At 53.1% G+C, this 20,530-nt stretch carries 23 protein-coding genes; 14 read left to right on the forward strand and 9 right to left on the reverse strand.

Going from position 1 to position 20,530, the window contains the following annotated elements; genetic code table 11:
* The first annotated feature begins 93 nt into the window (after window positions 1-93).
* The 7 genes from V0288_RS14375 (at window position 94) to V0288_RS14405 (ending at window position 4,084) form a co-directional block, all read left to right on the forward strand.
* Window positions 94-471, forward strand: a complete 378-nt coding sequence (locus tag V0288_RS14375; RefSeq protein ID WP_332865809.1) for a response regulator — start codon at window positions 94-96, stop codon at window positions 469-471.
* Window positions 472-607: 136 nt separating this feature from the next.
* Window positions 608-877 carry a 30S ribosomal protein S15 gene (gene rpsO, locus V0288_RS14380; protein ID WP_332865810.1) on the forward strand — a complete coding sequence of 90 codons (270 nt, stop codon included), beginning with the start codon at window positions 608-610 and terminating at the stop codon, window positions 875-877.
* Window positions 878-899: 22 nt separating this feature from the next.
* Window positions 900-1,367 (forward strand): PAM68 family protein, encoded by a 468-nt coding sequence (locus V0288_RS14385; RefSeq protein ID WP_332865811.1) that lies wholly within the window; start codon window positions 900-902, stop codon window positions 1,365-1,367.
* A 74-nt stretch (window positions 1,368-1,441) separates the two neighbouring features.
* Window positions 1,442-2,497 carry a 3-deoxy-7-phosphoheptulonate synthase gene (gene aroF, locus V0288_RS14390; RefSeq protein ID WP_332865812.1) on the forward strand — a complete coding sequence of 352 codons (1,056 nt, stop codon included), beginning with the start codon at window positions 1,442-1,444 and terminating at the stop codon, window positions 2,495-2,497.
* Between the two features lie 134 nt (window positions 2,498-2,631).
* Window positions 2,632-2,976, forward strand: coding sequence for a YbaB/EbfC family nucleoid-associated protein (locus V0288_RS14395; RefSeq protein WP_332865813.1), 345 nt, complete (start codon window positions 2,632-2,634; stop codon window positions 2,974-2,976).
* 43 nt (window positions 2,977-3,019) lie between these two features.
* Entirely contained in the window at window positions 3,020-3,742 is a 723-nt protein-coding gene (locus V0288_RS14400) for a pyridoxine 5'-phosphate synthase (protein ID WP_332865814.1), read from the forward strand.
* A gap of 21 nt (window positions 3,743-3,763) precedes the next feature.
* The gene (locus tag V0288_RS14405) at window positions 3,764-4,084 is read left to right on the forward strand and encodes an MgPME-cyclase complex family protein (RefSeq protein ID WP_332865815.1); all 321 of its coding nucleotides are present in this window, start codon (window positions 3,764-3,766) and stop codon (window positions 4,082-4,084) included.
* 144 nt (window positions 4,085-4,228) lie between these two features.
* Here V0288_RS14405 and V0288_RS14410 read toward each other — a convergent pair whose 3' ends face one another.
* Both V0288_RS14410 and V0288_RS14415 read right to left on the reverse strand, forming a co-directional pair.
* Complete coding sequence (locus tag V0288_RS14410) at window positions 4,229-4,396, reverse strand: hypothetical protein (RefSeq protein ID WP_332865816.1); 168 nt, start codon at window positions 4,394-4,396, stop codon at window positions 4,229-4,231.
* Window positions 4,397-4,474: 78 nt separating this feature from the next.
* Entirely contained in the window at window positions 4,475-4,927 is a 453-nt protein-coding gene (locus tag V0288_RS14415) for a GNAT family N-acetyltransferase (protein WP_332865817.1), read from the reverse strand.
* Between the two features lie 373 nt (window positions 4,928-5,300).
* Between V0288_RS14415 and V0288_RS14420 the strand changes: the two genes are divergently transcribed.
* Window positions 5,301-6,863, forward strand: coding sequence for an iron uptake porin (locus tag V0288_RS14420; protein ID WP_332865818.1), 1,563 nt, complete (start codon window positions 5,301-5,303; stop codon window positions 6,861-6,863).
* 93 nt (window positions 6,864-6,956) lie between these two features.
* Here V0288_RS14420 and V0288_RS14425 read toward each other — a convergent pair whose 3' ends face one another.
* Both V0288_RS14425 and V0288_RS14430 read right to left on the reverse strand, forming a co-directional pair.
* A complete protein-coding gene (locus tag V0288_RS14425; protein WP_332865819.1) occupies window positions 6,957-7,760 on the reverse strand; it encodes a tetratricopeptide repeat protein in 804 nt (267 codons plus the stop codon).
* Between the two features lie 122 nt (window positions 7,761-7,882).
* Window positions 7,883-8,479 (reverse strand): hypothetical protein, encoded by a 597-nt coding sequence (locus V0288_RS14430; protein ID WP_332865820.1) that lies wholly within the window; start codon window positions 8,477-8,479, stop codon window positions 7,883-7,885.
* Between the two features lie 355 nt (window positions 8,480-8,834).
* Here V0288_RS14430 and V0288_RS14435 point away from each other — a divergent pair, with 355 nt between their 5' ends.
* A complete protein-coding gene (locus V0288_RS14435) occupies window positions 8,835-9,515 on the forward strand; it encodes a hypothetical protein (RefSeq protein ID WP_332865821.1) in 681 nt (226 codons plus the stop codon).
* Between the two features lie 129 nt (window positions 9,516-9,644).
* Here the strand turns inward: V0288_RS14435 and V0288_RS14440 are convergent, their stop codons facing one another.
* The 3 genes from V0288_RS14440 to glmU form a co-directional block, all read right to left on the reverse strand.
* On the reverse strand, window positions 9,645-9,857 hold the full coding sequence (locus V0288_RS14440; RefSeq protein WP_332865822.1) for a type II toxin-antitoxin system HicA family toxin: 213 nt from the start codon (window positions 9,855-9,857) through the stop codon (window positions 9,645-9,647).
* A 2-nt stretch (window positions 9,858-9,859) separates the two neighbouring features.
* A complete protein-coding gene (locus tag V0288_RS14445; RefSeq protein WP_332865823.1) occupies window positions 9,860-10,054 on the reverse strand; it encodes a type II toxin-antitoxin system HicB family antitoxin in 195 nt (64 codons plus the stop codon).
* 247 nt (window positions 10,055-10,301) lie between these two features.
* Window positions 10,302-11,663, reverse strand: coding sequence for a bifunctional UDP-N-acetylglucosamine diphosphorylase/glucosamine-1-phosphate N-acetyltransferase GlmU (gene glmU / locus V0288_RS14450; RefSeq protein ID WP_332865824.1), 1,362 nt, complete (start codon window positions 11,661-11,663; stop codon window positions 10,302-10,304).
* A gap of 193 nt (window positions 11,664-11,856) precedes the next feature.
* On the opposite strand from glmU, the gene V0288_RS14455 reads away from it, so the two are divergent.
* On the forward strand, window positions 11,857-12,024 hold the full coding sequence (locus tag V0288_RS14455; RefSeq protein WP_332865825.1) for a hypothetical protein: 168 nt from the start codon (window positions 11,857-11,859) through the stop codon (window positions 12,022-12,024).
* Window positions 12,025-12,109: 85 nt separating this feature from the next.
* Window positions 12,110-12,850, forward strand: coding sequence for a DUF561 domain-containing protein (locus tag V0288_RS14460; RefSeq protein ID WP_332865826.1), 741 nt, complete (start codon window positions 12,110-12,112; stop codon window positions 12,848-12,850).
* 169 nt (window positions 12,851-13,019) lie between these two features.
* Here V0288_RS14460 and V0288_RS14465 read toward each other — a convergent pair whose 3' ends face one another.
* On the reverse strand, window positions 13,020-13,499 hold the full coding sequence (locus V0288_RS14465; protein ID WP_332865827.1) for a DUF2243 domain-containing protein: 480 nt from the start codon (window positions 13,497-13,499) through the stop codon (window positions 13,020-13,022).
* Window positions 13,500-13,850: 351 nt separating this feature from the next.
* Here V0288_RS14465 and V0288_RS14470 point away from each other — a divergent pair, with 351 nt between their 5' ends.
* A complete protein-coding gene (locus V0288_RS14470) occupies window positions 13,851-15,968 on the forward strand; it encodes an EAL domain-containing protein (RefSeq protein WP_332865828.1) in 2,118 nt (705 codons plus the stop codon).
* A gap of 299 nt (window positions 15,969-16,267) precedes the next feature.
* A complete protein-coding gene (locus tag V0288_RS14475) occupies window positions 16,268-18,070 on the forward strand; it encodes an EAL domain-containing protein (RefSeq protein ID WP_332865829.1) in 1,803 nt (600 codons plus the stop codon).
* Between the two features lie 150 nt (window positions 18,071-18,220).
* On the opposite strand, the gene V0288_RS14480 is transcribed toward V0288_RS14475, so the two are convergent.
* Window positions 18,221-19,069, reverse strand: a complete 849-nt coding sequence (locus V0288_RS14480) for a carbonic anhydrase (protein ID WP_332865830.1) — start codon at window positions 19,067-19,069, stop codon at window positions 18,221-18,223.
* A gap of 137 nt (window positions 19,070-19,206) precedes the next feature.
* On the opposite strand from V0288_RS14480, the gene hpnH reads away from it, so the two are divergent.
* Window positions 19,207-20,223 (forward strand): adenosyl-hopene transferase HpnH, encoded by a 1,017-nt coding sequence (hpnH, locus tag V0288_RS14485; RefSeq protein ID WP_332865831.1) that lies wholly within the window; start codon window positions 19,207-19,209, stop codon window positions 20,221-20,223.
* The last annotated feature ends 307 nt before the right edge of the window (window positions 20,224-20,530 follow it).

Genomic DNA, 20,530 nt, shown 5'->3' on the forward strand with positions numbered 1-20,530 from the left:
ACTCCTGACTCCTGACTCCTGACTCCTGACTCCTGACTCCTGACTCCTGACTCCCTAACCACACGACAATTGTTGAATTCCGCAAGAAGTCTGATGACCAAACATATTCTCGTGGTTGATGACGATCCGTACCTGCGGGAGATCGTGGAACTGGCGATCGACTGTTTTACCGATTGGCGGGTCGATACCGCGACGACCGGGGCTGAAGCGCTCCGGAAAGCGATCGCCCGACCTTTCGACGCGATCTTGCTCGATATCTCCCTGCCGGATAGCGATGGGTTCGAGATTTTCGAGTCCCTGCGATCGCTCCCGACCCACCGAACCACTCCCGTCATCGCGCTGACCGCCCAAACACAATCGCTCGATCGACGACGCTTGACCGAGATGAACGTCGCGGGAGTGATCCAGAAACCCTTCGCCTCGGAAATTCTCTGCGAACAGATCGCCAAGATCCTGCGCTGGACGAGCTAGGGAAATCTCGAATCCCGCCGCTTTCCCACGGGTAGCCCCCAGATACAAACTCCGCGATCGATCGGATCGATTTTCTCGATCGAGCGGGGCGTGGTATTATGATAGATTGCAGTGTTTACCTCATGTATCGAAGCCGATGACACTAACCCAAACCCGCAAACAAGAACTGATCGGTCAATTCCAATCCCACGAGACCGACACCGGATCGCCCGATCTACAAGTCGCCCTTCTCACCGAGAGAATCAACCAACTCACCGAACACCTCAAAGCCAACCCCAAAGATCACGCCTCCCGTCGCGGACTGCTCCAACTGATCGGCCGTCGTCGCGGACTACTCTCCTACATCCAGAAAAAAGATCGGGAGCGCTACCAAACTCTGATCGGTCGCCTCGGTATCCGCCGTTAAGCTAAAAAAGCCCCGTACCCCTATGCCTCCCGAATCGAAAAAAGACCGATTACCCTTTGAACCCCGTAAGAATAAGAAAAAAGTCCCGAAAGTCGCCCCCAATGTCGTCGCGCCCGCCGTCGCGCCATCGCCGGCGAAGGAATCCCTTCCCGAAACCAGTCTGAAAGCGATCCCGCGAGTGGTGAGTCAACGCATGGCCCGACGGATGGCCTTTTTCTGTGGCATTCCCACCGCGCTGGGGGTGTCCACTTTCTTTCTCTTTTACTGGATCGTCAGTCACGACATCCTGGAACTTCCCTCTTACGTGGCTTTCGTAGTCAGTTTAAGTTTGTTCGGGCTGGGGTTTATCGGTTTGAGTTACGGGATTTTCTCGGCTTCTTGGGACGAGGATCGGCCCGGATCGTGGCTGGGATGGGAAGATTTTAAAGCCAATTTCGGCCGCACGATCGCCGCGTGGCGATCGGGGAAAAAAGAAGTGGAAGAAAACTAGAGGATTTCGCTCGATCGTTCCCGAAAAAGTTTACAGAATCTCTATATCTCTATAACAGCATAAGGTCAACGCCCATGATTGTCGTGATGAAAGTAGGTTCCCCGGAAAGCGAGATCGATCGGGTCTGCGCCGAGTTCCAAAATTGGGAATTAAGCCCCGAAAAAATCGTCGGGAAACATAAAGTCGTGATCGGTTTAGTCGGGGAGACCCGAGAACTCGATCCCCTCCAAATCCAGGAATTTAGCCCCTGGATCGAAACCGTCCTCCGGGTCGAGCAACCTTTCAAACGGGCGAGTCTGGAATACCGCCACGGCGAGTACAGCGAGGTGATCGTTCCCACCCCCAACGGCGACGTGGCGATCGGGAGAAATCATCCCGTTAACATCGTCGCCGGCCCCTGTTCGGTGGAAAACGAGGCGATGATCGTGGAAACCGCCAAACGGGTCGCGGCCGCCGGCGCGCAATTCCTCCGCGGGGGAGCCTTCAAACCCCGTACCTCTCCCTACGCGTTCCAGGGCCACGGCGAGAGCGCGCTGGAGTTACTGGCCGCCGCTAGAGACGCGAGCGGGTTGGGTATCATCACCGAGGTCATGGACGCGGCCGATCTCGATGTCATCGCCGAGGTCGCCGACGTGATCCAGGTCGGCGCGCGCAATATGCAGAATTTTTCCCTATTGAAAAAAGTCGGCGCGCAGTCGAAACCGGTTCTCTTAAAACGCGGTATGGCGGCGACGATCGAGGATTGGCTGATGGCGGCGGAATACATCCTCGCGGCGGGAAACAGTAACGTGATTCTCTGCGAGCGCGGTATCCGCACCTTCGACAGCAAATACACCCGTAATACCCTAGACCTGGCGGCGATTCCCGTATTACGCACCCTGACCCACCTGCCGATCATGATCGATCCCAGTCACGGGACGGGCAAATCGGAATACGTGCCGACGATGGCGATGGCTTCCCTCGCGGCCGGCGCGGATTCCCTGATGATCGAGGTACACCCCACCCCCGCGAAAGCGCTCTCCGACGGGCCGCAATCGCTGACCCCGGAAAGATTCGATCGACTGATCACCGAGTTAGCGGTCGTCGGCAAGGCGATCGGGCGTTGGCCGCAAGTGCCGGTAGCGGTATAACGGTAACGGGAGGGGGATTATCCCCCTCTTTCCGTACCCGAATTTCCGGTACGCTTATCCGTAAGATATCGATCGATCTCCATCGCGAGCGGTATTCACGAACATTTCACCTGAACCCCACCCCACGAAGCATTATGGCACAAGGACAAGGATTCGGATTCGGCCTCGGCAAGATTAAAGAACTGCAAGAAGCGTTCAAAAAAGCCCAGCAAGTCCAAGAAGGAGCCAAACAACTCCAAGAAGAACTGGAAAACATGGATATCCTCGGCGAGAGCGAGGATGGACTGGTGAAAGTCTATCTCAGTGGCAACCAAGAACCCCGAAGCCTGGAGATCGATCCTTCCCTCCTCTCCCAAGACGCGACGGTGGTTTCGGCCTCGATCCTACAGGCGATGAAAAACGCCTACATCGCCTCGACCGACACCATGCGATCGAAGATGGAAGAACTCACCAGCGGGTTAAACATCCCCGGCATCTAGCGTAAAATAGAAAGTTGGACTCACGATCGGGAGGCGTTCAACTTTGCTTACTCTGGGTGTCAATATCGATCACGTCGCCACCATTCGCCAAGCGAGACGGACGGTAGAACCCGATCCCGTAGCGGCCGCGGTCTTGGCCGAGATGGGAGGGGCCGATGGGATTACCATTCACCTGCGCGAGGATCGCCGCCATATCCAGGATCGGGACGCGCGGCTTCTCCGGCAGACGGTGCGAACTCACCTGAATCTGGAAATGGCGCCGACCGAGGAAATGATCGCCATCGCCCTCGATATTAAACCGGATTACGTCACCCTCGTCCCCGAGAGACGCGAGGAAGTGACCACGGAAGGCGGCATCGATATCGTCGGCAATCTCGATCGATTCTCCTCGGTGGTCGATCGATTGCAGTCCGCCGGAATCCCCGTCAGTTGGTTTATCGATGCCGATCCCGACCAAATTCACGCGTCGGCGAAAACGGGGGCGAAATTTATCGAACTGCATACGGGGAAATACGCGGAAGCGAGCGGGGAGATCGATCGCGATCGGGAACTAGAAATCCTGAAAAACGGCTGTGAGTTGGCGGTTTCCCTCGGTTTACGGGTTAACGCGGGGCATGGCTTGACCTATTGGAACGTGTATCCCGTGGCCTGTATACCGAATATGGAAGAATTGAATATCGGTCACACGATTATCAGCCGGGCCGTGTTCGTCGGTTTAGAACGCGCCGTCCGGGAGATGAAGCTGGCCATGCGAGGCGAATTTTAATCAAACTTAGGATCGACAATCATGACAACTTATTATTATTTGGTAGCGAGTCAGAAGTTTTTGTTTGAAGAGGAACCCCTCGAGGAAGTTTTCAAGGAAAGAGTTCGCGATTATCAAGACAAAGGAAAAGAAATCGATTTCTGGCAAGTCAAACAACCCGCGTTTCTAGAAACCCCCGCGTTCGCCGAAATCAAGGCGAAAACCCCGCAACCCGCCGCCGCGATCCTTTCTTTAAACGAGCAGTTTATCACCTGGCTGAAACTGCGTCTAGAATACGTGGTAACGGGTGAATTCGAGGCTCCTTCCCCCAGTATTCCCGATCCCTTAGCGTCGAAAGCTTAATCGAAATCCCCCGTTTTATTGACTTCGAGGTTCACTAGAACGGGGAATTTATTTTCGGTCAATAAATTTTTAAAGTTTGATAGGCTGACTATCTGCACGCTCTTGGTGTTGGGGTTCGTCGCCCCGATTCAACCGATCGAGCTACTAGAAAAATTTCCATTTACCCTCGAATTCTTGCAGTATCTCTTCGGGTAAAGGCTCGTCGAAATCATCGGGAACGGTAAATTCTCCCGCGCACAATCCGAAAGGTCGTAACGGTTTATCGGTAGATTTAACAGCTTCTCGTGTTTTCTTTCGCCGAATTTTCTTCATTTTCATCTCGTGCGAGTTCTTGCCAAGATTTTAGAAAGTTTTGTCTGATTTCCCCGCCATCTTCTCAGTTTTTCCGTACTATCGATCGATCTCCGCGCGCGTTACCCTCACCATCTTAACGTGAGGGATGCCAGCCTCGTCGAATCGATCGCCCACCACCTCGAAGCCTAATTTCTCGTACAATCCTTTCACGTATTCCTGCGCGTTGATAACGACGCGCGACGTGTCCGGATTATTAGAAGCGAGATCGATCGCCCGTTCCATCAACCGCCGACCGATTCCCGAACCCCTCGCCGATTTCAAAACCGCTAACCGCTCGATTTTCGCGGTTTCCTTATCTAAGTTCCGAATTCTCGCCGTACCGACGGGATTTTTCCCGAAATAGGCTAAAAGGTGCCAGCAATCTTCATCGAGTCCATCGAACTCCAATTCCGCGGGGACTCCCTGTTCCTCTTGAAACACCTCGCGACGGATGGCTTGAATGGCAACTATCTCCTCGGTGTAGGCGACCTGTCGGATGGTGACGCTCATCGATCGACTGAAAAATTAAAAAAGGATAAAGATTGACGGGAAAAACCCGAAAAATGTGTATTGATTAGGTTTTACGGCTGTTAAAAGCGGCAACTTTCAATCGTATCACGACGGCGATCGCTCTGTTCTCTACCCGAAGGAGGATAAGTCACGTAGCGAGACCGCGGCGAATGTTTTCCCGATCGCTCTCCCCCCCCCTCTAGAGGTTTGATTTATTAAAAATTATTTCTATTGGAGAATCCTGACATTAACCGTATATCGGGAGTTCGAGCCGATCGCCCCATCTTTACTAATTGCGAAAGATTCGTAATAATAAAAAAGCCTTGACGGAAGGATAAGGCAATAAAAATCATCAGTCTGGTGTGAGGTAGCCATGAAAAGCTGGAAAACGTTGGCAACAGCCTTCGCTCTCGTCGGTTGCGCGACTCCCGTTCTCGCAAACGGTCTCGACCAATTACAGACGAATCCGATGGCGCAGGTAACGAGCGTGAACCAACTGCGGGACGTATCGCCGAGCGCGTGGGCTTACGAGGCACTGAGAAGTCTGGTCGAGCGGTACGGGTGTATTGTCGGTTATCCCGATCGAACCTTTCGAGGCGATCGCGCGCTGACCCGTTGGGAGTTCGCGGCCGGGTTAAACGCCTGTCTGAATACCCTGGAGAGAATGATTCAGGACGGGGTAGCGGTCGCTAAAGAGGATATCGATAAGCTAAAACGATTAGCCAGCGAATTTCAGAGCGAATTGGCGGCGATGGGCGCGAGAATCGATAACCTAGAAAATCGCGCCGCCTTTCTCGAAGATCATCAATTCTCCACCACGACTAAGTTAGCCGGGGAAGTGGTGATGGCGATGTACGGGGTCGCGGCCGGGGAGAAAAACGGGGGAGAATCGATCCCGCAGGTCCCGGCTTTCGGTTATCGCGCGCGTCTGGAATTAAATACCAGCTTCACGGGTAAAGATTTACTCTATACCCGTCTCGCCACGGGGAATATTCCCGATCTCGCCGAAACCACGGGAACTTTTCAAAGTACCCTCGCCTTCACGCAACCCGACGACAACGATCTCGCGTTAGAAGTTCTCTATTACCGCTTTCCCGTAGCCGAAAATATTAACCTCTGGTTAGAAGCCTTCGGGGGCGCGAAAGACGATTTCACCGACACCCTCAACTTTTTAGACGGGGACGGGGGAAGTGGCGCGCTGTCCTCTTTCGGAACCCGGAACCCGATTTATTATCAGTCCGGTCAAACCGGGCTAGGTTTTCAGGGAAAATTCGGGGTTTTTGAAATCGATGCGGGTTATCTCGCGGGAAATGCCAACGATCCTAACCCCGGTAATGGTTTATTTAACGGTTCCTATAGCACGATTATTCAGTTGGACTATATTCCGAGCGACAATTTCGGTATCGGACTGACCTACCTTCACGCGTATAATCTTCTGGATACGGGAACGGGTAGCCAGCGATCGAACTTTCAATTCTACACCGAAGATCTTTTCGGCGAGCCGGTTCCCACGACTAACGATAGTTACGGGCTAGAGTTTAGTTGGAGAATCGTTGACGGGTTCGTGTTGGGCGGTTGGGGCGGCTATACGAAAGCGACGACCTTGAGTACCCTGGACGGACAGTTAGACCGAGGGACGCTCGATATCTGGAATTGGGCGGTAACGTTCGCTTTTCCCGATCTCTTCAAAGAGGGAAACGTGGCGGGACTTATTTTCGGGATGCAACCGTGGGTGTCGAATTCCTCGATCCGCTTGAGCGATGGAAGCCGGACGAACGATCCGAATACTTCCTTCCATATCGAGGGATTCTATCAATGGGCGATCACGAATAATATCGCCATCACTCCCGGATTAATCGTGATCACCGCGCCCGATTATAACGATAACAATTCCACCCTCGTGATCGGGACGATCCGGACCACGTTTACTTTTTAGTCCGGCAGGAGCGATCGGGGATAGAATCTAGATAAAAAATTCTCTCCCCTTGTCTTCTGTTTATCGTATACTCTTTTAGTTTTCGCCGGCGATCTAATACAGCAGGAATGTCAATTTCTGTTGGTATTCTTTCACCGCGGGGTTATCCATTCCCAAGATATTAAAGATAGCTACGAGGGCTTTTCTGGCTCCATCGCCGCGGTATTTACGGCTTTCCTCGACAATCTGCAAAAATCGCTCCATCGCTTTCTCGTACTCTTCCTGTAGGGCGAATCGCGTTCCCTCGAAAAATAGAGTATCGAGATCGGTTCGATCGCTCGCGTCGGCTAGGGAGAAATCTAACAGGGTTTTCCATCCCGTGACGGCCGGAGTGCTATCGCGGATCGTTTCTAGTATTCGTCTCGCTTCTTCCGGTTTCCCCAGACGGACGAGGAATCGTACCGCTAATAAAGATACCCGCGGTTCCTCCGGGTATTTTTGAAACAGTCGATCGAATCCTTTTTTAGCGGTGGGAAAATCGCCGAGGGAAATCGCTTCTTGAATTTCCGCGAGTCCCGATTCTAGAGTCGATCGCAATCCCAAACGCGAGAAAAGATCCCGCAATTGTTCCTCCGGCAAAGCGCCGACAAATCCGGGCAAGATCTCGCCGTTAGAAACGATCCGCACGTCGGGAACCCCTTCTACCCCGTATTTATTCGCTAGATCGGGATTTTTATCGATATCCACTTTAACGAGCGTGAAATTATACTCGATCGCCAATTTTTCTAACAGGGGACGGACGATCTGACAGGGGCCGCACCACACAGCGTAGAAATCTAGTACGATCGTGCCGAGGTACGATTTCTCAATGACCTCGCTTTGAAAGTTCCCGCTATTTATCTCGATCGAGTATTCCATAATTTCCCTCTTTATTCTTATGAGCTATCAGCTATCAGCTTTTTGGCGTTCGGGCGGGAGAATCGCATAAAAAGGAAGAAATTACCGATAGCCTTTTCCCGAAAAACTCCCCCATCTTCCCATCACTCGCGCGCCCACAAGGCTAATCCTCCCCCGCGTCCTCTCGCCGCGATCGCTCGATCGCCCGTGTAAAAATAGGCGAAAAAGGCTTGTTTTTGAATTCCCGCTCGATCGAATTGCCGCTCGCTTTCTTCCCCTCCGCGAATAAAGCCGGAATATAAAGTTAACCCGAAAACCGTCACCGTCATCCGGGTGAAATCGAAAGCGAGCAGTTTAGGACGCGGGAGAAATTTCGCGGGGCCCGATACGGTTAATTTCAGCGAACCGAATTCTACTTGATTGCGGATCGTTCCCGTTTCTCCCGCGTTTTCCCCGGTTTCCCGACGGGTGTAGGCGATCTGGATTTTCAGCCATCGGGGGACGTAACGACCCGCTCCTAAGACGATTCCCGCCCGGCCGCGCGCTTTTTTCGTCCCCGTGATAAATTGTAATCGCCAAGTCCCGAGCAGGCGATCAAAGGAAATCATTTCTTTGTTTTTCTTCCCCTCTCTCTCCGTTTCTAGAAGGGCTTCGACGAGCTTATCCGCGGGCGGTAGATCCTTTCCGTCCAGTTGACTCGCTCGTTCGAGAATCGAGGTTCGATCGATCGTTCCCGTCATAAGACCTCTCGCGGAATTCAAGGATTGTCGTGTGGTTAAGGAGTCAGGAGTCAGGAGTCAGGAGCGATAACAAAGAATTTTCTGGCTAAAAATCACAGAAAAAGACAATTTATCTTCTACTGATTGTTCTCCCGATCGAAAAACGCGCGAATCGTTGGCGATCTCGCATTGTAACGCGGGAAGGGATTACGTCCGGCGCGAGAAATCGTTAAAAGGGGAGACCTTTACCCGATCGGCCCCGGTCAATTTGTAGCGGAAAGTCGAACGCGATACAAACTCCATCCGGATTCCTTCGGTAGCGTCGGGAGGTCACGGGATGGCAACATAGGGAAGATTCCTTCACGATCGAGACATTATGCCGTTTACCGATCTCTGCCGCTGTTTGATCGGCCTACTGTTCAGTTTTACAGCGATCGCTCCCGTTTTGGCGGAACCGACCCCGAATCTCGACATCGACCCGCGAATTATTCAAGAAAGCCCGACCTTACAGCGTTGGCGAGAGAAAATCCCCGATATCGCCGAGGAAATTCGGAAAGATCCCGCCTTTCGCACCCGTATCCGTTTGGGATACGTGAATTTTCCCTCGTCGGATAACGCGAGCGGTATCAGCGTTGGAGTGGAGGACGTGTTTTTCGGTCGGACGGGGTTAACCCTTAGCGGGGACTATCAGGCCGCGTTTAACGGCGATCGGACGGCGGCGGGCGCGAACGTGCAATACTACGTTTTACCCCTGGGGGATTACGTCAATATCGCGCCGATGGTGGGCTATCGCTATATTCAGACGGGAAATTACTCGACCGACGGGGTAAACGTCGGCCTGAAGCTCAAATTAGCCCTCTCTCGCACCGGGGCCGGCGATATTACGGCGAGTCAGAGTTTTATCTCGCCGGGGGGACAGGACGAGGTGGGAGTAACGACCTTTTCGGTGGGTTACGCGGTCACGAAAAACATCCGTCTCGCGGCGGATATTCAAGCGCAAAATTCCCGCGCGCGGAAAGATAGTACGGTGGGGATCTTTTTAGAATGGATGCCCTAGAATTACCCGGCTCCTTCGGGACGGGTGTAGGGTGTAGGGTGTAGGGGGAAAGGTGAGCGGCAGGGGTTTTCTCGTCGGGGCTAGTTTTCTCGATCTCCGCGCGATTTACCTCCCGACAGTTCACGGCGATTATAAAAGTCGTTTGAACTCTTCGATCGTCAGTCCCGCCTCGTGAACTATCCCGGCCATTGTATAGGCGTTGACCGGATTCGCTCTCGGAATGACGAGAACGCGATCGCCATCGGTCATGGTAATATGTTTCCCCTGTCTAATCACTTGAAAACCCGCCTTTTCAAAAGCTTTAATCGCTCTTAGATGATGAATCCCCGGTAGTTTCGGCATGATTATCCCACTTCTACATACAGCGATTCGGCATCTTTATTTAACTCTTCCACGGTTTCTAAATAGGCTTGGATGGCATCTTTAATATTTTCTAGAGCCTCTTCTCTGGTTTCTCCCTGCGACCAACATCCGGGTAGGCTCGGACACCAGATCGCGTAACCTTCCTCGCTTTCTTTCAGTTTTACTTTATAGCGCATACCTGTAGATATTGGGAAAGACTCTCCGTTATTATAACTCGGTTTTTCGGGACGGGCGCGAATTTACGCTCGATCGAGGGTGCTATCGTTAGCATTCCGGCTTAGAGAGTCTAGGCTAAAAGCGAGAAAGTAAAGACTTTTTCGATCGGATAAAAGTTAAGTTGGGTTTTACTTCGTTCAACCCAACCTACGAGAAAGGATTATCTTTATAATCCGTTAGCCCGATCGCGCGTCTCTCGCGATTACCCTACTTTTCCCCTTTGGTCGGCCCGGCCCAATTCTCGATCGAGCGTTGACGCTCGCGGGCGATAACGAGAGCGTTATCGGGGACATCTTTGGTAATCGTGGAACCCGCGGCCACGGTAACATTTTCCCCGAGAGCGATCGGCGCGACGAGGACACTATTCGCGCCGGTTTTCGTGCCGTTGCCGATGAGGGTTTGATGTTTTTTCACCCCGTCGTAATTGGCGGTAATCGTTCCCGCACCGACGTTTACCCGCGTTCCGAGGGTCGCGTCTCCCAGATAGGAAAGGTGGGCGACATTGGTTTTCTCGCCGAGACTACTTTTCTTGATCTCCACGAAATTTCCCACCCGACAATTCGCTCCGATATTGGCTTCCCCGCGGAGGTGCGCGTAGGGGCCGACACGACAGCCGGAATCCACCTGACTATCAGAAATAACAGAAAAAAGAACGTGAACATTCGCGCCGATCCGACTATTCTCGATCAAACTACCCGGCCCGATCCGACTACCGGCTCCGATAACGGTTTTGCCGCGGAGATGGGTTTGCGGTTCGATAATCGCGTCCGGTTCGAGGATCACGGTATCATCGATCGTCACGCTATCCGGATCGATGATGGTGACTCCCGCGGCCATCCAACGGTCTTTGACGCGGGTTTGTAGGATGGCGTAAGCGGTGGCGAGTTGTTTGCGATCGTTAATGCCGTTAATCTCGCGGAAGTCCTCCACGTCCACGGCCATGACCCGATCGAGATGGGCCACCACGTCGGTGAGATAATACTCGCCCTGATCGTTATTCGGGGTTAATTCCGGCAGGATTCCCGCGAGGGCCGACCAGTTAAAACAGTAGATCCCGGCGTTAACGCGGTGATTCTGACGTTGCGCGTCGGTACAGTCGCGTTCCTCGACGATCTCTTTAACGAGATTCTGTCCGTCACAGAAGACGCGTCCGTAACCTTTGGGATTGGGAAGATTGGCGGTTAACAGCGTGGCCGCGTTACCGTGGCTTTTATGGACGCGGAGAAGGTTTTCTAGGGTTTCCGGGCGCAGGAGGGGAACATCGCCGTTTAAGACTAATAAATCGCCGGAATAGTCCTGGAGATGGGGGATCAGTTGTTGGACCGCGTGACCGGTTCCTAGCTGTTCGGTTTGCTCGACGAATTCGATGCCCTCCCGAGCCTGTAGCGTTTCGCGTACCCGATCGCCCTGATAACCGACGATCACCAGTTTGCGGAGAGGGTTAACCCGATCGCAACTTTCCAGGACGCGTTCGACGAGCGATCGACTGCCGAGGGGATGCAATACTTTCGGAAGATCGGACTTCATGCGGGTTCCCTTACCCGCCGCCAAAATTGCTACCGCTACCATGTATCGTCAGAGGAATGGGTTATCGCGACTGAGTATAGCCTACTGCGTTGCCCCTCGCGTCAAGAATTTTCCCCCCTTCTCGCCTGTGACAGTCGGAAAACCTACCATAAGGGGGTTGGATTTTTAATATTATTAAGGTAATATACACGAATTGAAATAATCGGACATAAAGTTTTTTTAGTAAAAGACAGCGATGACAACTGTACTAACGACCGAATCTAGCGCGCTCAAGCATATTCGTACCGCCTACCAAGTCGATCAACAGGTCAAATACCTCCATCTCGAGGCGGAAATCGAGGTTCTCCTGCAACAACTGCAATCGCTGAAGCGAAAAAATCAACAAGACTCGATCGCCAACTAAACCGGACTCGCTAGAATTTGATAATCCCACCCTCGACCATCGAGAGGGTGGGATAATATTTTTTTGATGATTGGCCAGGAAACCTATGATTTTTCAACTACAACAGGCTTTCGCCCGCCGGAACGCGCTCAAGGTGATTAGCGGTTTGAATAACCTCGATCGCGCGCGGGTTCTTCCCGTCGTCAAAGCCGCCACGGCCGGGGGCGCGACCTTCCTCGACATCGCCGCCTCTCCCGAACTGGTGCGGGAAGTGAAAACCTTGACAAATTTACCCGTTTGTGTGTCCGCCGTAGAACCCGAATTATTCGTCGCCTCGGTGAACGCGGGCGCGGACCTGATCGAGATCGGGAATTTCGATAGTTTCTACGCGACCGGTCGCCGTTTCGAGGCGGACGAGGTACTGGCGCTCACCCGGCAAACCCGCGCCCTATTGCCGGAAATCACCCTCTCGGTGACGGTTCCCCATATCCTGCCCCTCGACGAGCAGGTACGTCTCGCCGAGGCGTTAGTCGTCGCGGGCGCGGACATCATCCAAACCGAGGGTGGAACCAGTAGCCAACCGACTCACGCGGGCGTTCTCGGCCTGATCGAGAAAGCGGCCCCCACTTTAGCGGCGGCCCGGGAAATCTCCCGCGCGGTGAAGGTTCCGGTGTTGTGCGCGTCCGGCCTGTCGGATGTGACCGCTCCGATGGCGATCGCCGCGGGCGCGTCGGGTATCGGAATCGGTTCGGCTATCAACCAACTCGGTGACGAGGTGGCGATGGTGGCCGCGGTTCGGAGTATTGTCGAGTCGCTGGCGACTTCCGCGGTTCCGGTTCGCGAGTAAGAACCTATTCAGTTTTGGCGCGTTACGTTATCGCTAACGCGTCAACATTTTTTTAAAATGACGAATATCTAATCCAAATTCCGAAGCGCGAAATTGTAGGAAAGCCCGAAGAAGTCCCAACACGATCGACATTTCCCCGATCCCGTATAACAGCGATTCCCACACCCCGTTATCGCTTGGAAAATTGTCGGACGATCGACCATCCCGCGACGATCGCGACGAACCCGATCGCGAGAAATCCTAGATCCCAAAAGAGTTGATAGGGGCCGGGTTTAACGTGGTGAATCCCGAGAAGATGATGATCGAGAATTCCCTCGACGACGTTAAACGTTCCCGCGCCGATCGCTAGGGAACCGAGAAAAACCGGGGTAGAAAGCGGGGAAAGACGATCGCGACAGACGCGCCAGAGATACCCGATACCGATCGCCGTAACGATCCGATCGAAGAGATGAAATAAACCATCCCCGAGCGTATCGATCTCTAAGTCGGCGATCGTTACCGTCGATCGAACCTCGCTGAATAGAGGATGCCATTGAAGCAATTGATGGAAAACGATCCCGTCAAAAAATCCTCCCTGTCCCACCCCGATGAGAAATGCCGCCACGATTAGGGGACGGTAGGTTCGATCGCTCTCGATCGGGGTCGTCATCGTCGTTACGGTGTGGCGTGATCCGGTGTCTTTCTCTCTACGGTAACGATTCGGGTCGATCGATTCTTCCGTCGATGGGGAAGGGTTCGATCGGACTCCCGATACCTAAAGAGTAGGATGTAGGGGAAAGGGAAAGGGGAAGGGGATTAAACGTAATCTTTTCCCGAAAAACTCCCTCACCCCCCTCACCTTCCCCATCTCCCCGCCTTTCCGTTTCAGCATTTTTCACGCCTATACACCCTCAAGCACCATTTCTCTCGTCCGCTTAATATAATCTTTACAAACCTGTTAGTTTTCGGAAGAACATGGGGAATGCTTAGATAGTGGACTCCGTCGCGCTACTACAGACAGATGAGTAACTTTCCCCAGTTTCGCCACGTACTCGTTATCGAAGATCAGAAAGCCCGACGGATCATTTCCCTCGAAGAACAAACCTATTCGATCGGGCGAGAATCGACGAACGAGATCGTGATATACGATCGGGTGGTTTCCCGTCAACACGCTACACTGTTGAAAATCAAGAAAACCCCCAACGGCGACCATTACTGTTATCGGATCGTGGACGGCGATCTAGAGGGAAATCGAAGTACAAACGGGCTAATTATTAACGGAAATCCCCGCGAGAGTCACGACCTGAAACACGGGGACGTGGTTTTCTTCGGGGGACGGGCGAGAGCGAGCTATTATATCCTCTCGAATGCCTGGGAAATCGGGCTATTCAATCCCGACGAGCCGATCGAGAGCGAGGAATCGATCGACCCGAATCCCGCGGGTGGCGAGAACTATAAATCCACCCTGGTCAGCGCGGAGCGGGAACTCGACCGTCTCGACCCGCGGGATCTCCTGCGGTTGGCCTCCTTTCCCGAATTAAGCCCGAACCCGATCGTGGAGATCGGTTTCGAGGGACGGCTGATCTACCTCAATCCCGCCGCCAATCTCAAATTCCCGACGCTACCACAGGACGCGCTTGCCCATCCCCTCATCCGCGGTCTGTTGGAAAATTCCCACAACACCGAGGGGAGTTTGCTCCTCCGGGAAATTATCGTTAACGACGAGGTATTCGAGCAGTACGTTCACTATCTCAGCGAAAATCGATCGATCCGCAGTTATATTTTCGATATCACCGAACGCAAACGTACCGAACAGAAACTGAAATATCAAGCCTTCCACGATCCCCTGACCGGTTTACCCAACCGCACCTGCTTCGAGCGACAACTCGCCGGGGCGATCGAACAGGCCCGCGCGGGCCGCTACCCGATGGCCGTACTCTTCCTGGACATGGACGGCTTTAAAAACGTCAACGATAGTCTCGGTCACAGTTTCGGCGATCTCGTCCTGCAAAGTTTCGCCCGGCGGATCGGCGGTTGCCTCCGCTCCGGGGACGTTTTCGCCCGTTGGGGGGGGGATGAATTCACCATTCTCCTGCACCGGATCGGCGGTAGCGAGGAGGCGCTCAAGCTGGCACAACGGATCTCGGAGGAATTAAAACACCCCTTCGACATTCAGGAACAGAGACTATACATGAAGGCCAGCCTGGGAATCGCCGTCTACCCCCAAGATGGCGAGGACGGGGAGAGTCTCCTGAAAAATGCCGATGCCGCGCTCTATCGGGCGAAAGACACCGGGCGGGATCGCTATCAGTTCTATCGCGATACCATGACCTCGAAAGCCTCTCTCATGCTGAAATTGGAGACCCTACTCCATCAGGCCTTGAGCGAGAACTCGATCGACCTACACTATCAGCCGCGGGTCGATCTCAACACCGGACAGATCACGGGGATGGAGGCGCTTTTCCGCTGGAATCACCCCGAGATCGGCGATGTCTCGATCGAGCGATTACTGTCCCTCGTGGAACAGACCGATCTCGGCGTTCCCTTAAGCGAGTGGGTTCTCCGCACCGCCTGCCAACAAAATCGACTCTGGCAGGAATCCGGGTTACTTCCCGTACCGATCGCCGTGAATTTCTCCCCCCGTCAATTCCAAGATCCCGGCCTCGTCGCGATGGTCGCGGAAATCCTCTCGACCACCGGTTTAGACCCTTCCCTGCTGGAGATCGAGATCGCCGAGACGAGTATCTTACAGGACGAGATTATCGCGGGTTCGACCCTGGCGCGCCTTCGGGAACTGGGGGTCCAGCTCGCCCTCGACGATTTCGGGACGGGCTATACCGCCCTCAATTATCTCCAGAAATTTCCGTTCCAGATCGTGAAACTCGATCGGGGGTTTATCCAATCTTTACGGGCGGACTCTAGAGTTTTGGCCATCCTATCCGCGCTGATCTCCCTGGGAAAAAATTTACATCTCCGGGTAGTTGCCGAGGGGATCGAGACGCTAGAACAGTTGGAGATCTTGCAGAAGTTGAACTGCGAGGAGGCCCAGGGCTTCTGGTTCAGCCGTCCCCTGGCGACGGAAGACGCGACGCACCTCCTCCAACAACAGTGTCCGGGATCGCTCCCGGCCCGGATCTAGAAGAATAAAGAAATCCCGCTCGAAGTTTTGTCGGTAAAATGTAGCGTAGTATACTTGACATTCGAGGGGCGGGCGGGGGGAACCCGGAAGATCGCGAAAGAACGATCGCCGGAGCAGACCTCGCGCCGCTCCCGTTAAGGATTCGGAGAGTCGGGGGAACGGCATCGGCGCGGTATCGCCCGATCGCCGTACTCAACATCTTCTACCGGGGGGCGAACCTCTCTTCTCGACGGCACCCCGCGACCCCCGACTCCCGATCGAATTGTTTAATCCTATTGTTTCGCCAAGGTGAGCGCGCGATGATCAACGATTCTGGCCATATTCTCCATATTATAGTCATCGAGGATGAATCCGGACGGAGAACGTTATCCCTGGAGGATGTGAAATACACGATGGGAAGAAAGTACGATAATCACATCGTCCTTCACTCCAAACAAGCTTCCCGACATCACGCCACTCTCGTCAAGAAAGGAACCGATCGAGAGGGCTTTTCCTATTGGATAGTCGATGGAGATCTCGAAGGGAATAAAAGCCATAACGGTCTCTATATCAACGGGACAAAATGTTCGGTTCACGAACTGAAACATGGAGATTTAATTAACTTCGGTTGCGAGATCAACGCCAGTTATCATCAAATCGTCCCCCTACAAGACCCGGAAAACCCCATTTCCAACGATACGAGCGGAGATACCCTCACCCGGCGAGAGGATGAACTATTCCCGACCGATTACCCGGACAAAAGCACCCTTATTATCGAACGGGAGAACGGGGTTAGCTTCACGGAAACGATCGCCGATCGGGGCTATCTAGATTCCTTAACCGACCTCCCCAACCGACATCTCTTTAACGAACATCTATTTATCGCGTTGAAAAATGCCGTTCAAGGTCAACAGCTTTTAGGTGTATTATTTATCGATATAGAACAATTTAAAGAAATTAATAATAAATGGGATTATCATATCGGCGATACCCTCCTGCGAGCGATCGGTCTCCGGTTGAAAGAAAGCACGAGATCCGGCGATATCGTGGCCCGTTGGGGAGGGGATGAATTTATGATTCTCCTGCCCCAGATGAATGAAGAGGGCGATCTCGAAAAAATTGTCGAGAGAATTTCCCGAACCCTCCTGCCCCCTTACGAGATCGAGAACCGTAGTCTCGCCGTCCCGATCACGATCGCTTCCGTCCTCTATCCCCGCGACGGACAAGAAAGTCAAACCCTCCTCCGACAACTGGAAAGCCAGGTAAAACAGATCAAGGGAACGCGACGGGAAGGGCGGGAGATCGAGCGAGCGGAAAGCGAGAACAAAACCGGCCGATCGCTCAAACTCGAATATTTCCTGCAAAAAGGCATCGAGAATAACGAACTCTCTCTCTACTACCAACCGCAGGTGAATATCCGCCGGGGAGAGGTCGAGGGATTAGAAGTTTTATTACGCTGGAAACACCCCCAGTACGGGCCGATCTCCCCCGCTCGATTTCTCCCGTTACTCGAAGAAACCGATTCCATCTTTCTCCTCAGTCGTTGGGTACTACAGAATGCCTGTCAACAGGCGATCTGTTGGCGGACTAACGAACTCCTGTCCACCCCGATCTCGATCAATGTCTCCCCCCGACAACTCCACGATCCCCGCTTCCCGGAAATGGTCGCCCGAGTTCTTTCCGACACCGGATTGCGGGCGAATTGTCTGGAAATCGAGATGACCGAGACGAATTTTCTGGTTAACAGGGCCGAAACCTACCGGATCATCCACGAACTCGAACAGATCGGCGTGGGTTTATCTCTAGATGATTTCGGGATCGGCCAAGCCTCGATCGGCTACCTCGGCGAGCTACCGATTCAAAAACTGAAGATCGCTCAAGATCTCATCAAACATATCGCCAAAACACGCCAGAATCGCTCTTTTGTCTCCGCCGCGCTCGCCCTAGGAAAATGCTTTAACCAGATCGTCGTGGCCGAGGGGGTAGAAACCCAACAACAGTTAGAAATCCTCAAAGGTTTAGGCTGTGAGCGCGTTCAAGGTCATCTCATCAGTTCTCCCCTACCCGCCCCCGAAATCGCCCGATTTCTCGCCGCCCATCTCGGTCTATCCGGAAAGATCTGAGATGGGGGAGTTTTGGGGAAAAGGGAAGGGGGAGATAGGGAGATTTTTCGGGGAAAAGGGAAAAGAGCTTTCTTACTTTTTTCACCTTTACCCTTTCACCTTTTCCCTCCCTCACCTCCTGCCTCCTGCCTCCTGCCTCCTAACTCCCGCTCACGCTCTCGAACCGCGATAAATACGATCGGACTGTTCCGGATTGAGATAGGTGTGGCCGGGCTTGCTCGTGACGGTCGTTTTCTCGATCGCCCGTCCGTTACCCGTCGGGGTCGCCGCTACCGTTTGGGGTCGCGCGTCGATGTACTCCTGGGAAATTTTAAAGGGATCGGTCGTCCGCAGGTGACAACTGGGGTGTAGGTTAAATTCAGGCTCTAGCGTGGGAATCCGGCTAAACGGCGCGACGAAATCGTGTAAAACGGGATCGTAAGCGAGAATTTCCCCGGTCTCGATGCGATAGATCCAGCCGTGGAGGGTGAGATTCCCCTGATGCTGACGCGAGCGGACGATCGGGTAGGTTTGGAGATTACTTAACTGATTGAGAACGTTCTCGGCCACCGTGACCTCGATTAACTCCTCTCCCTGCAATTCCTTGTAATTATCCTTGACCAGTCGGCGCGTCGCCTCCGCCTGCTTCAGCCAATCGTAAACGAGGGGCATTTCGTCCGCCAAACTCTGCAACTTTAACAACCCCTTCATCGCGCCGCAGTGGGAGTGACCGCAGACGATCACCTGTTCGATTCCGAGCGCCTGGATCGCGTACTCGATCGAGGCCCCTTCCCCTCCATTCGTCGCGCCGTAGGGGGGGATCATATTGCCCGCGTTGCGGATCACGAACAATTCCCCGACACCCGCCTGCGTGATCAGATTGGGATCGATCCGCGAATCGGAACAGGTGATAAATAAAATTCTCGGTTTCTGTCCGTGGGCGAGTTCTTCAAATAATTCTCGATGTTCGTCAAAATACCCGTGCTGGAACTTTTCCAATCCCTCTAACAGTTTCTTCATAGTAAATTTTCCATAGACGGGGCGATCGCTAAGAATTTTTCCCCTACCGAATTATCGAGCATGAGCGATCGGCAACGCAACCCGCGACCCGCGCGAGCCGTCTATAATAGCAAGAAATTCTCTATCGGTGCGAGGAAATGGCAGTTCAACTCAAACAAGCTTTAGTAGTCGGCTCTTATATCATCCAACAACGCTTATCCGGTCGGAAACGTTTCCCGCTCGTTTTGATGCTCGAACCGCTCTTTCGCTGTAATCTAGCCTGCACCGGGTGCGGCAAGATCCAGCATCCCCCGGAAGTCCTCCGCGCGCATCTATCCCCGGAGGAATGTTTCGCCGCGGTCGAGGAATGCGGCGCGCCGGTCGTTTCTATCCCCGGTGGCGAACCCCTTTTACACCCACAGATCGATGAAATTGTCAAGGGATTAGTCCAGCGGAAAAAATTCGTTTACCTCTGCACCAACGCCCTTTTACTGGAAAAAAGTTTAGATAAATTCACCCCCTCGCCCTATCTCACCTTTAGCGTTCACCTCGACGGTTTGCGGGAACATCACGATAAATGTGTCGATCGAGACGGAACCTTCGATAAAGCCGTTTCCGCGATCAAGGTGGCGAAAGCGAGAGGATTCCGCGTCACGACGAATACCACCGTCTTTCAGGGAAGCGATCCCCGAGAAATGCAAGAATTCTTCGATTTCCTGGAAACCCTCGGTATCGACGGGATGATGATCTCCCCCGGTTACAGCTACGAGTGGGCGCCGGATCAAGATAGTTTCCTGCAACGCGAACAAACGAGAGCATTATTTAAAGAAATTCTTTCTCCCTGGAAATCGGGTAAGAAAAAATGGAATTTTAACCATAATCCCTTATTTCTCGACTTTTTAATCGGCGATCGGGATTACGATTGCACTCCCTGGGGAAGCCCCAGTTATAGCCTGTTCGGGTGGCAGAAACCCTGTTACCTACTCAACGAGGGCTATTACAAAACCTTCCAGGAATTGTTAGACGAAACCGATTGGGAAAATTACGGCCGCGACAGTGGAAACCCTAAATGCGCCGACTGTATGGTACATTGCGGCTACGAACCCACCGCCGCCACCGAAGCGATGAAACCGAATAACATGGGCCGCGCCCTACAGAGCTTGATCGGGGCTTAAGAAGGCAAGAGGCAACAGGCACGAGGCAGAAGGATGATTTCGGGTGGGAGTATCGGCTTTTACCCGAAATCGTCCTTTTTTTAACGGGAGATTTGTACTCGATCGCTTTTCGATCGCCGGAAAGAATAAGGCGAAACAACTCGGTTACAATAGGATATCGGGTCTTCACGACGGTCAAGCCCGACAATCTCCGGCTTTTCGTCCACCTCCCTCTATTTCCATCGTTGGCGGGATCGGATTCGGGAAAATTTAAAATTTTGAAAGCTCGGATTTTAGGAAAAAACACGGTATTGTATTCGATTAAAAA

It is taken from the genome of Pannus brasiliensis CCIBt3594 (assembly GCF_036688125.1).
Taxonomy (GTDB): Bacteria; Cyanobacteriota; Cyanobacteriia; order Cyanobacteriales; family Microcystaceae; genus Pannus; species Pannus brasiliensis.

Bases quoted from the DNA above. Each gene is read 5' to 3' on its own strand.
- V0288_RS14375 (WP_332865809.1), top strand. From the start codon at position 94: ATGACCAAACATATTCTCGTGGTTGATGACGATCCGTACCTGCGGGAG.
- rpsO (WP_332865810.1), top strand. From the start codon at position 608: ATGACACTAACCCAAACCCGCAAACAAGAACTGATCGGTCAATTCCAA.
- V0288_RS14385 (WP_332865811.1), top strand. From the start codon at position 900: ATGCCTCCCGAATCGAAAAAAGACCGATTACCCTTTGAACCCCGTAAG.
- aroF (WP_332865812.1), top strand. From the start codon at position 1,442: ATGATTGTCGTGATGAAAGTAGGTTCCCCGGAAAGCGAGATCGATCGG.
- V0288_RS14395 (WP_332865813.1), top strand. From the start codon at position 2,632: ATGGCACAAGGACAAGGATTCGGATTCGGCCTCGGCAAGATTAAAGAA.
- V0288_RS14405 (WP_332865815.1), top strand. From the start codon at position 3,764: ATGACAACTTATTATTATTTGGTAGCGAGTCAGAAGTTTTTGTTTGAA.
- V0288_RS14410 (WP_332865816.1), bottom strand. From the start codon at position 4,396: ATGAAGAAAATTCGGCGAAAGAAAACACGAGAAGCTGTTAAATCTACC.
- V0288_RS14415 (WP_332865817.1), bottom strand. From the start codon at position 4,927: ATGAGCGTCACCATCCGACAGGTCGCCTACACCGAGGAGATAGTTGCC.
- V0288_RS14420 (WP_332865818.1), top strand. From the start codon at position 5,301: ATGAAAAGCTGGAAAACGTTGGCAACAGCCTTCGCTCTCGTCGGTTGC.
- V0288_RS14425 (WP_332865819.1), bottom strand. From the start codon at position 7,760: ATGGAATACTCGATCGAGATAAATAGCGGGAACTTTCAAAGCGAGGTC.
- V0288_RS14430 (WP_332865820.1), bottom strand. From the start codon at position 8,479: ATGACGGGAACGATCGATCGAACCTCGATTCTCGAACGAGCGAGTCAA.
- V0288_RS14435 (WP_332865821.1), top strand. From the start codon at position 8,835: ATGCCGTTTACCGATCTCTGCCGCTGTTTGATCGGCCTACTGTTCAGT.
- V0288_RS14440 (WP_332865822.1), bottom strand. From the start codon at position 9,857: ATGCCGAAACTACCGGGGATTCATCATCTAAGAGCGATTAAAGCTTTT.
- V0288_RS14445 (WP_332865823.1), bottom strand. From the start codon at position 10,054: ATGCGCTATAAAGTAAAACTGAAAGAAAGCGAGGAAGGTTACGCGATC.
- glmU (WP_332865824.1), bottom strand. From the start codon at position 11,663: ATGGTAGCGGTAGCAATTTTGGCGGCGGGTAAGGGAACCCGCATGAAG.
- V0288_RS14455 (WP_332865825.1), top strand. From the start codon at position 11,857: ATGACAACTGTACTAACGACCGAATCTAGCGCGCTCAAGCATATTCGT.
- V0288_RS14460 (WP_332865826.1), top strand. From the start codon at position 12,110: ATGATTTTTCAACTACAACAGGCTTTCGCCCGCCGGAACGCGCTCAAG.
- V0288_RS14465 (WP_332865827.1), bottom strand. From the start codon at position 13,499: ATGACGACCCCGATCGAGAGCGATCGAACCTACCGTCCCCTAATCGTG.
- V0288_RS14470 (WP_332865828.1), top strand. From the start codon at position 13,851: ATGAGTAACTTTCCCCAGTTTCGCCACGTACTCGTTATCGAAGATCAG.
- V0288_RS14475 (WP_332865829.1), top strand. From the start codon at position 16,268: ATGATCAACGATTCTGGCCATATTCTCCATATTATAGTCATCGAGGAT.
- V0288_RS14480 (WP_332865830.1), bottom strand. From the start codon at position 19,069: ATGAAGAAACTGTTAGAGGGATTGGAAAAGTTCCAGCACGGGTATTTT.
- hpnH (WP_332865831.1), top strand. From the start codon at position 19,207: ATGGCAGTTCAACTCAAACAAGCTTTAGTAGTCGGCTCTTATATCATC.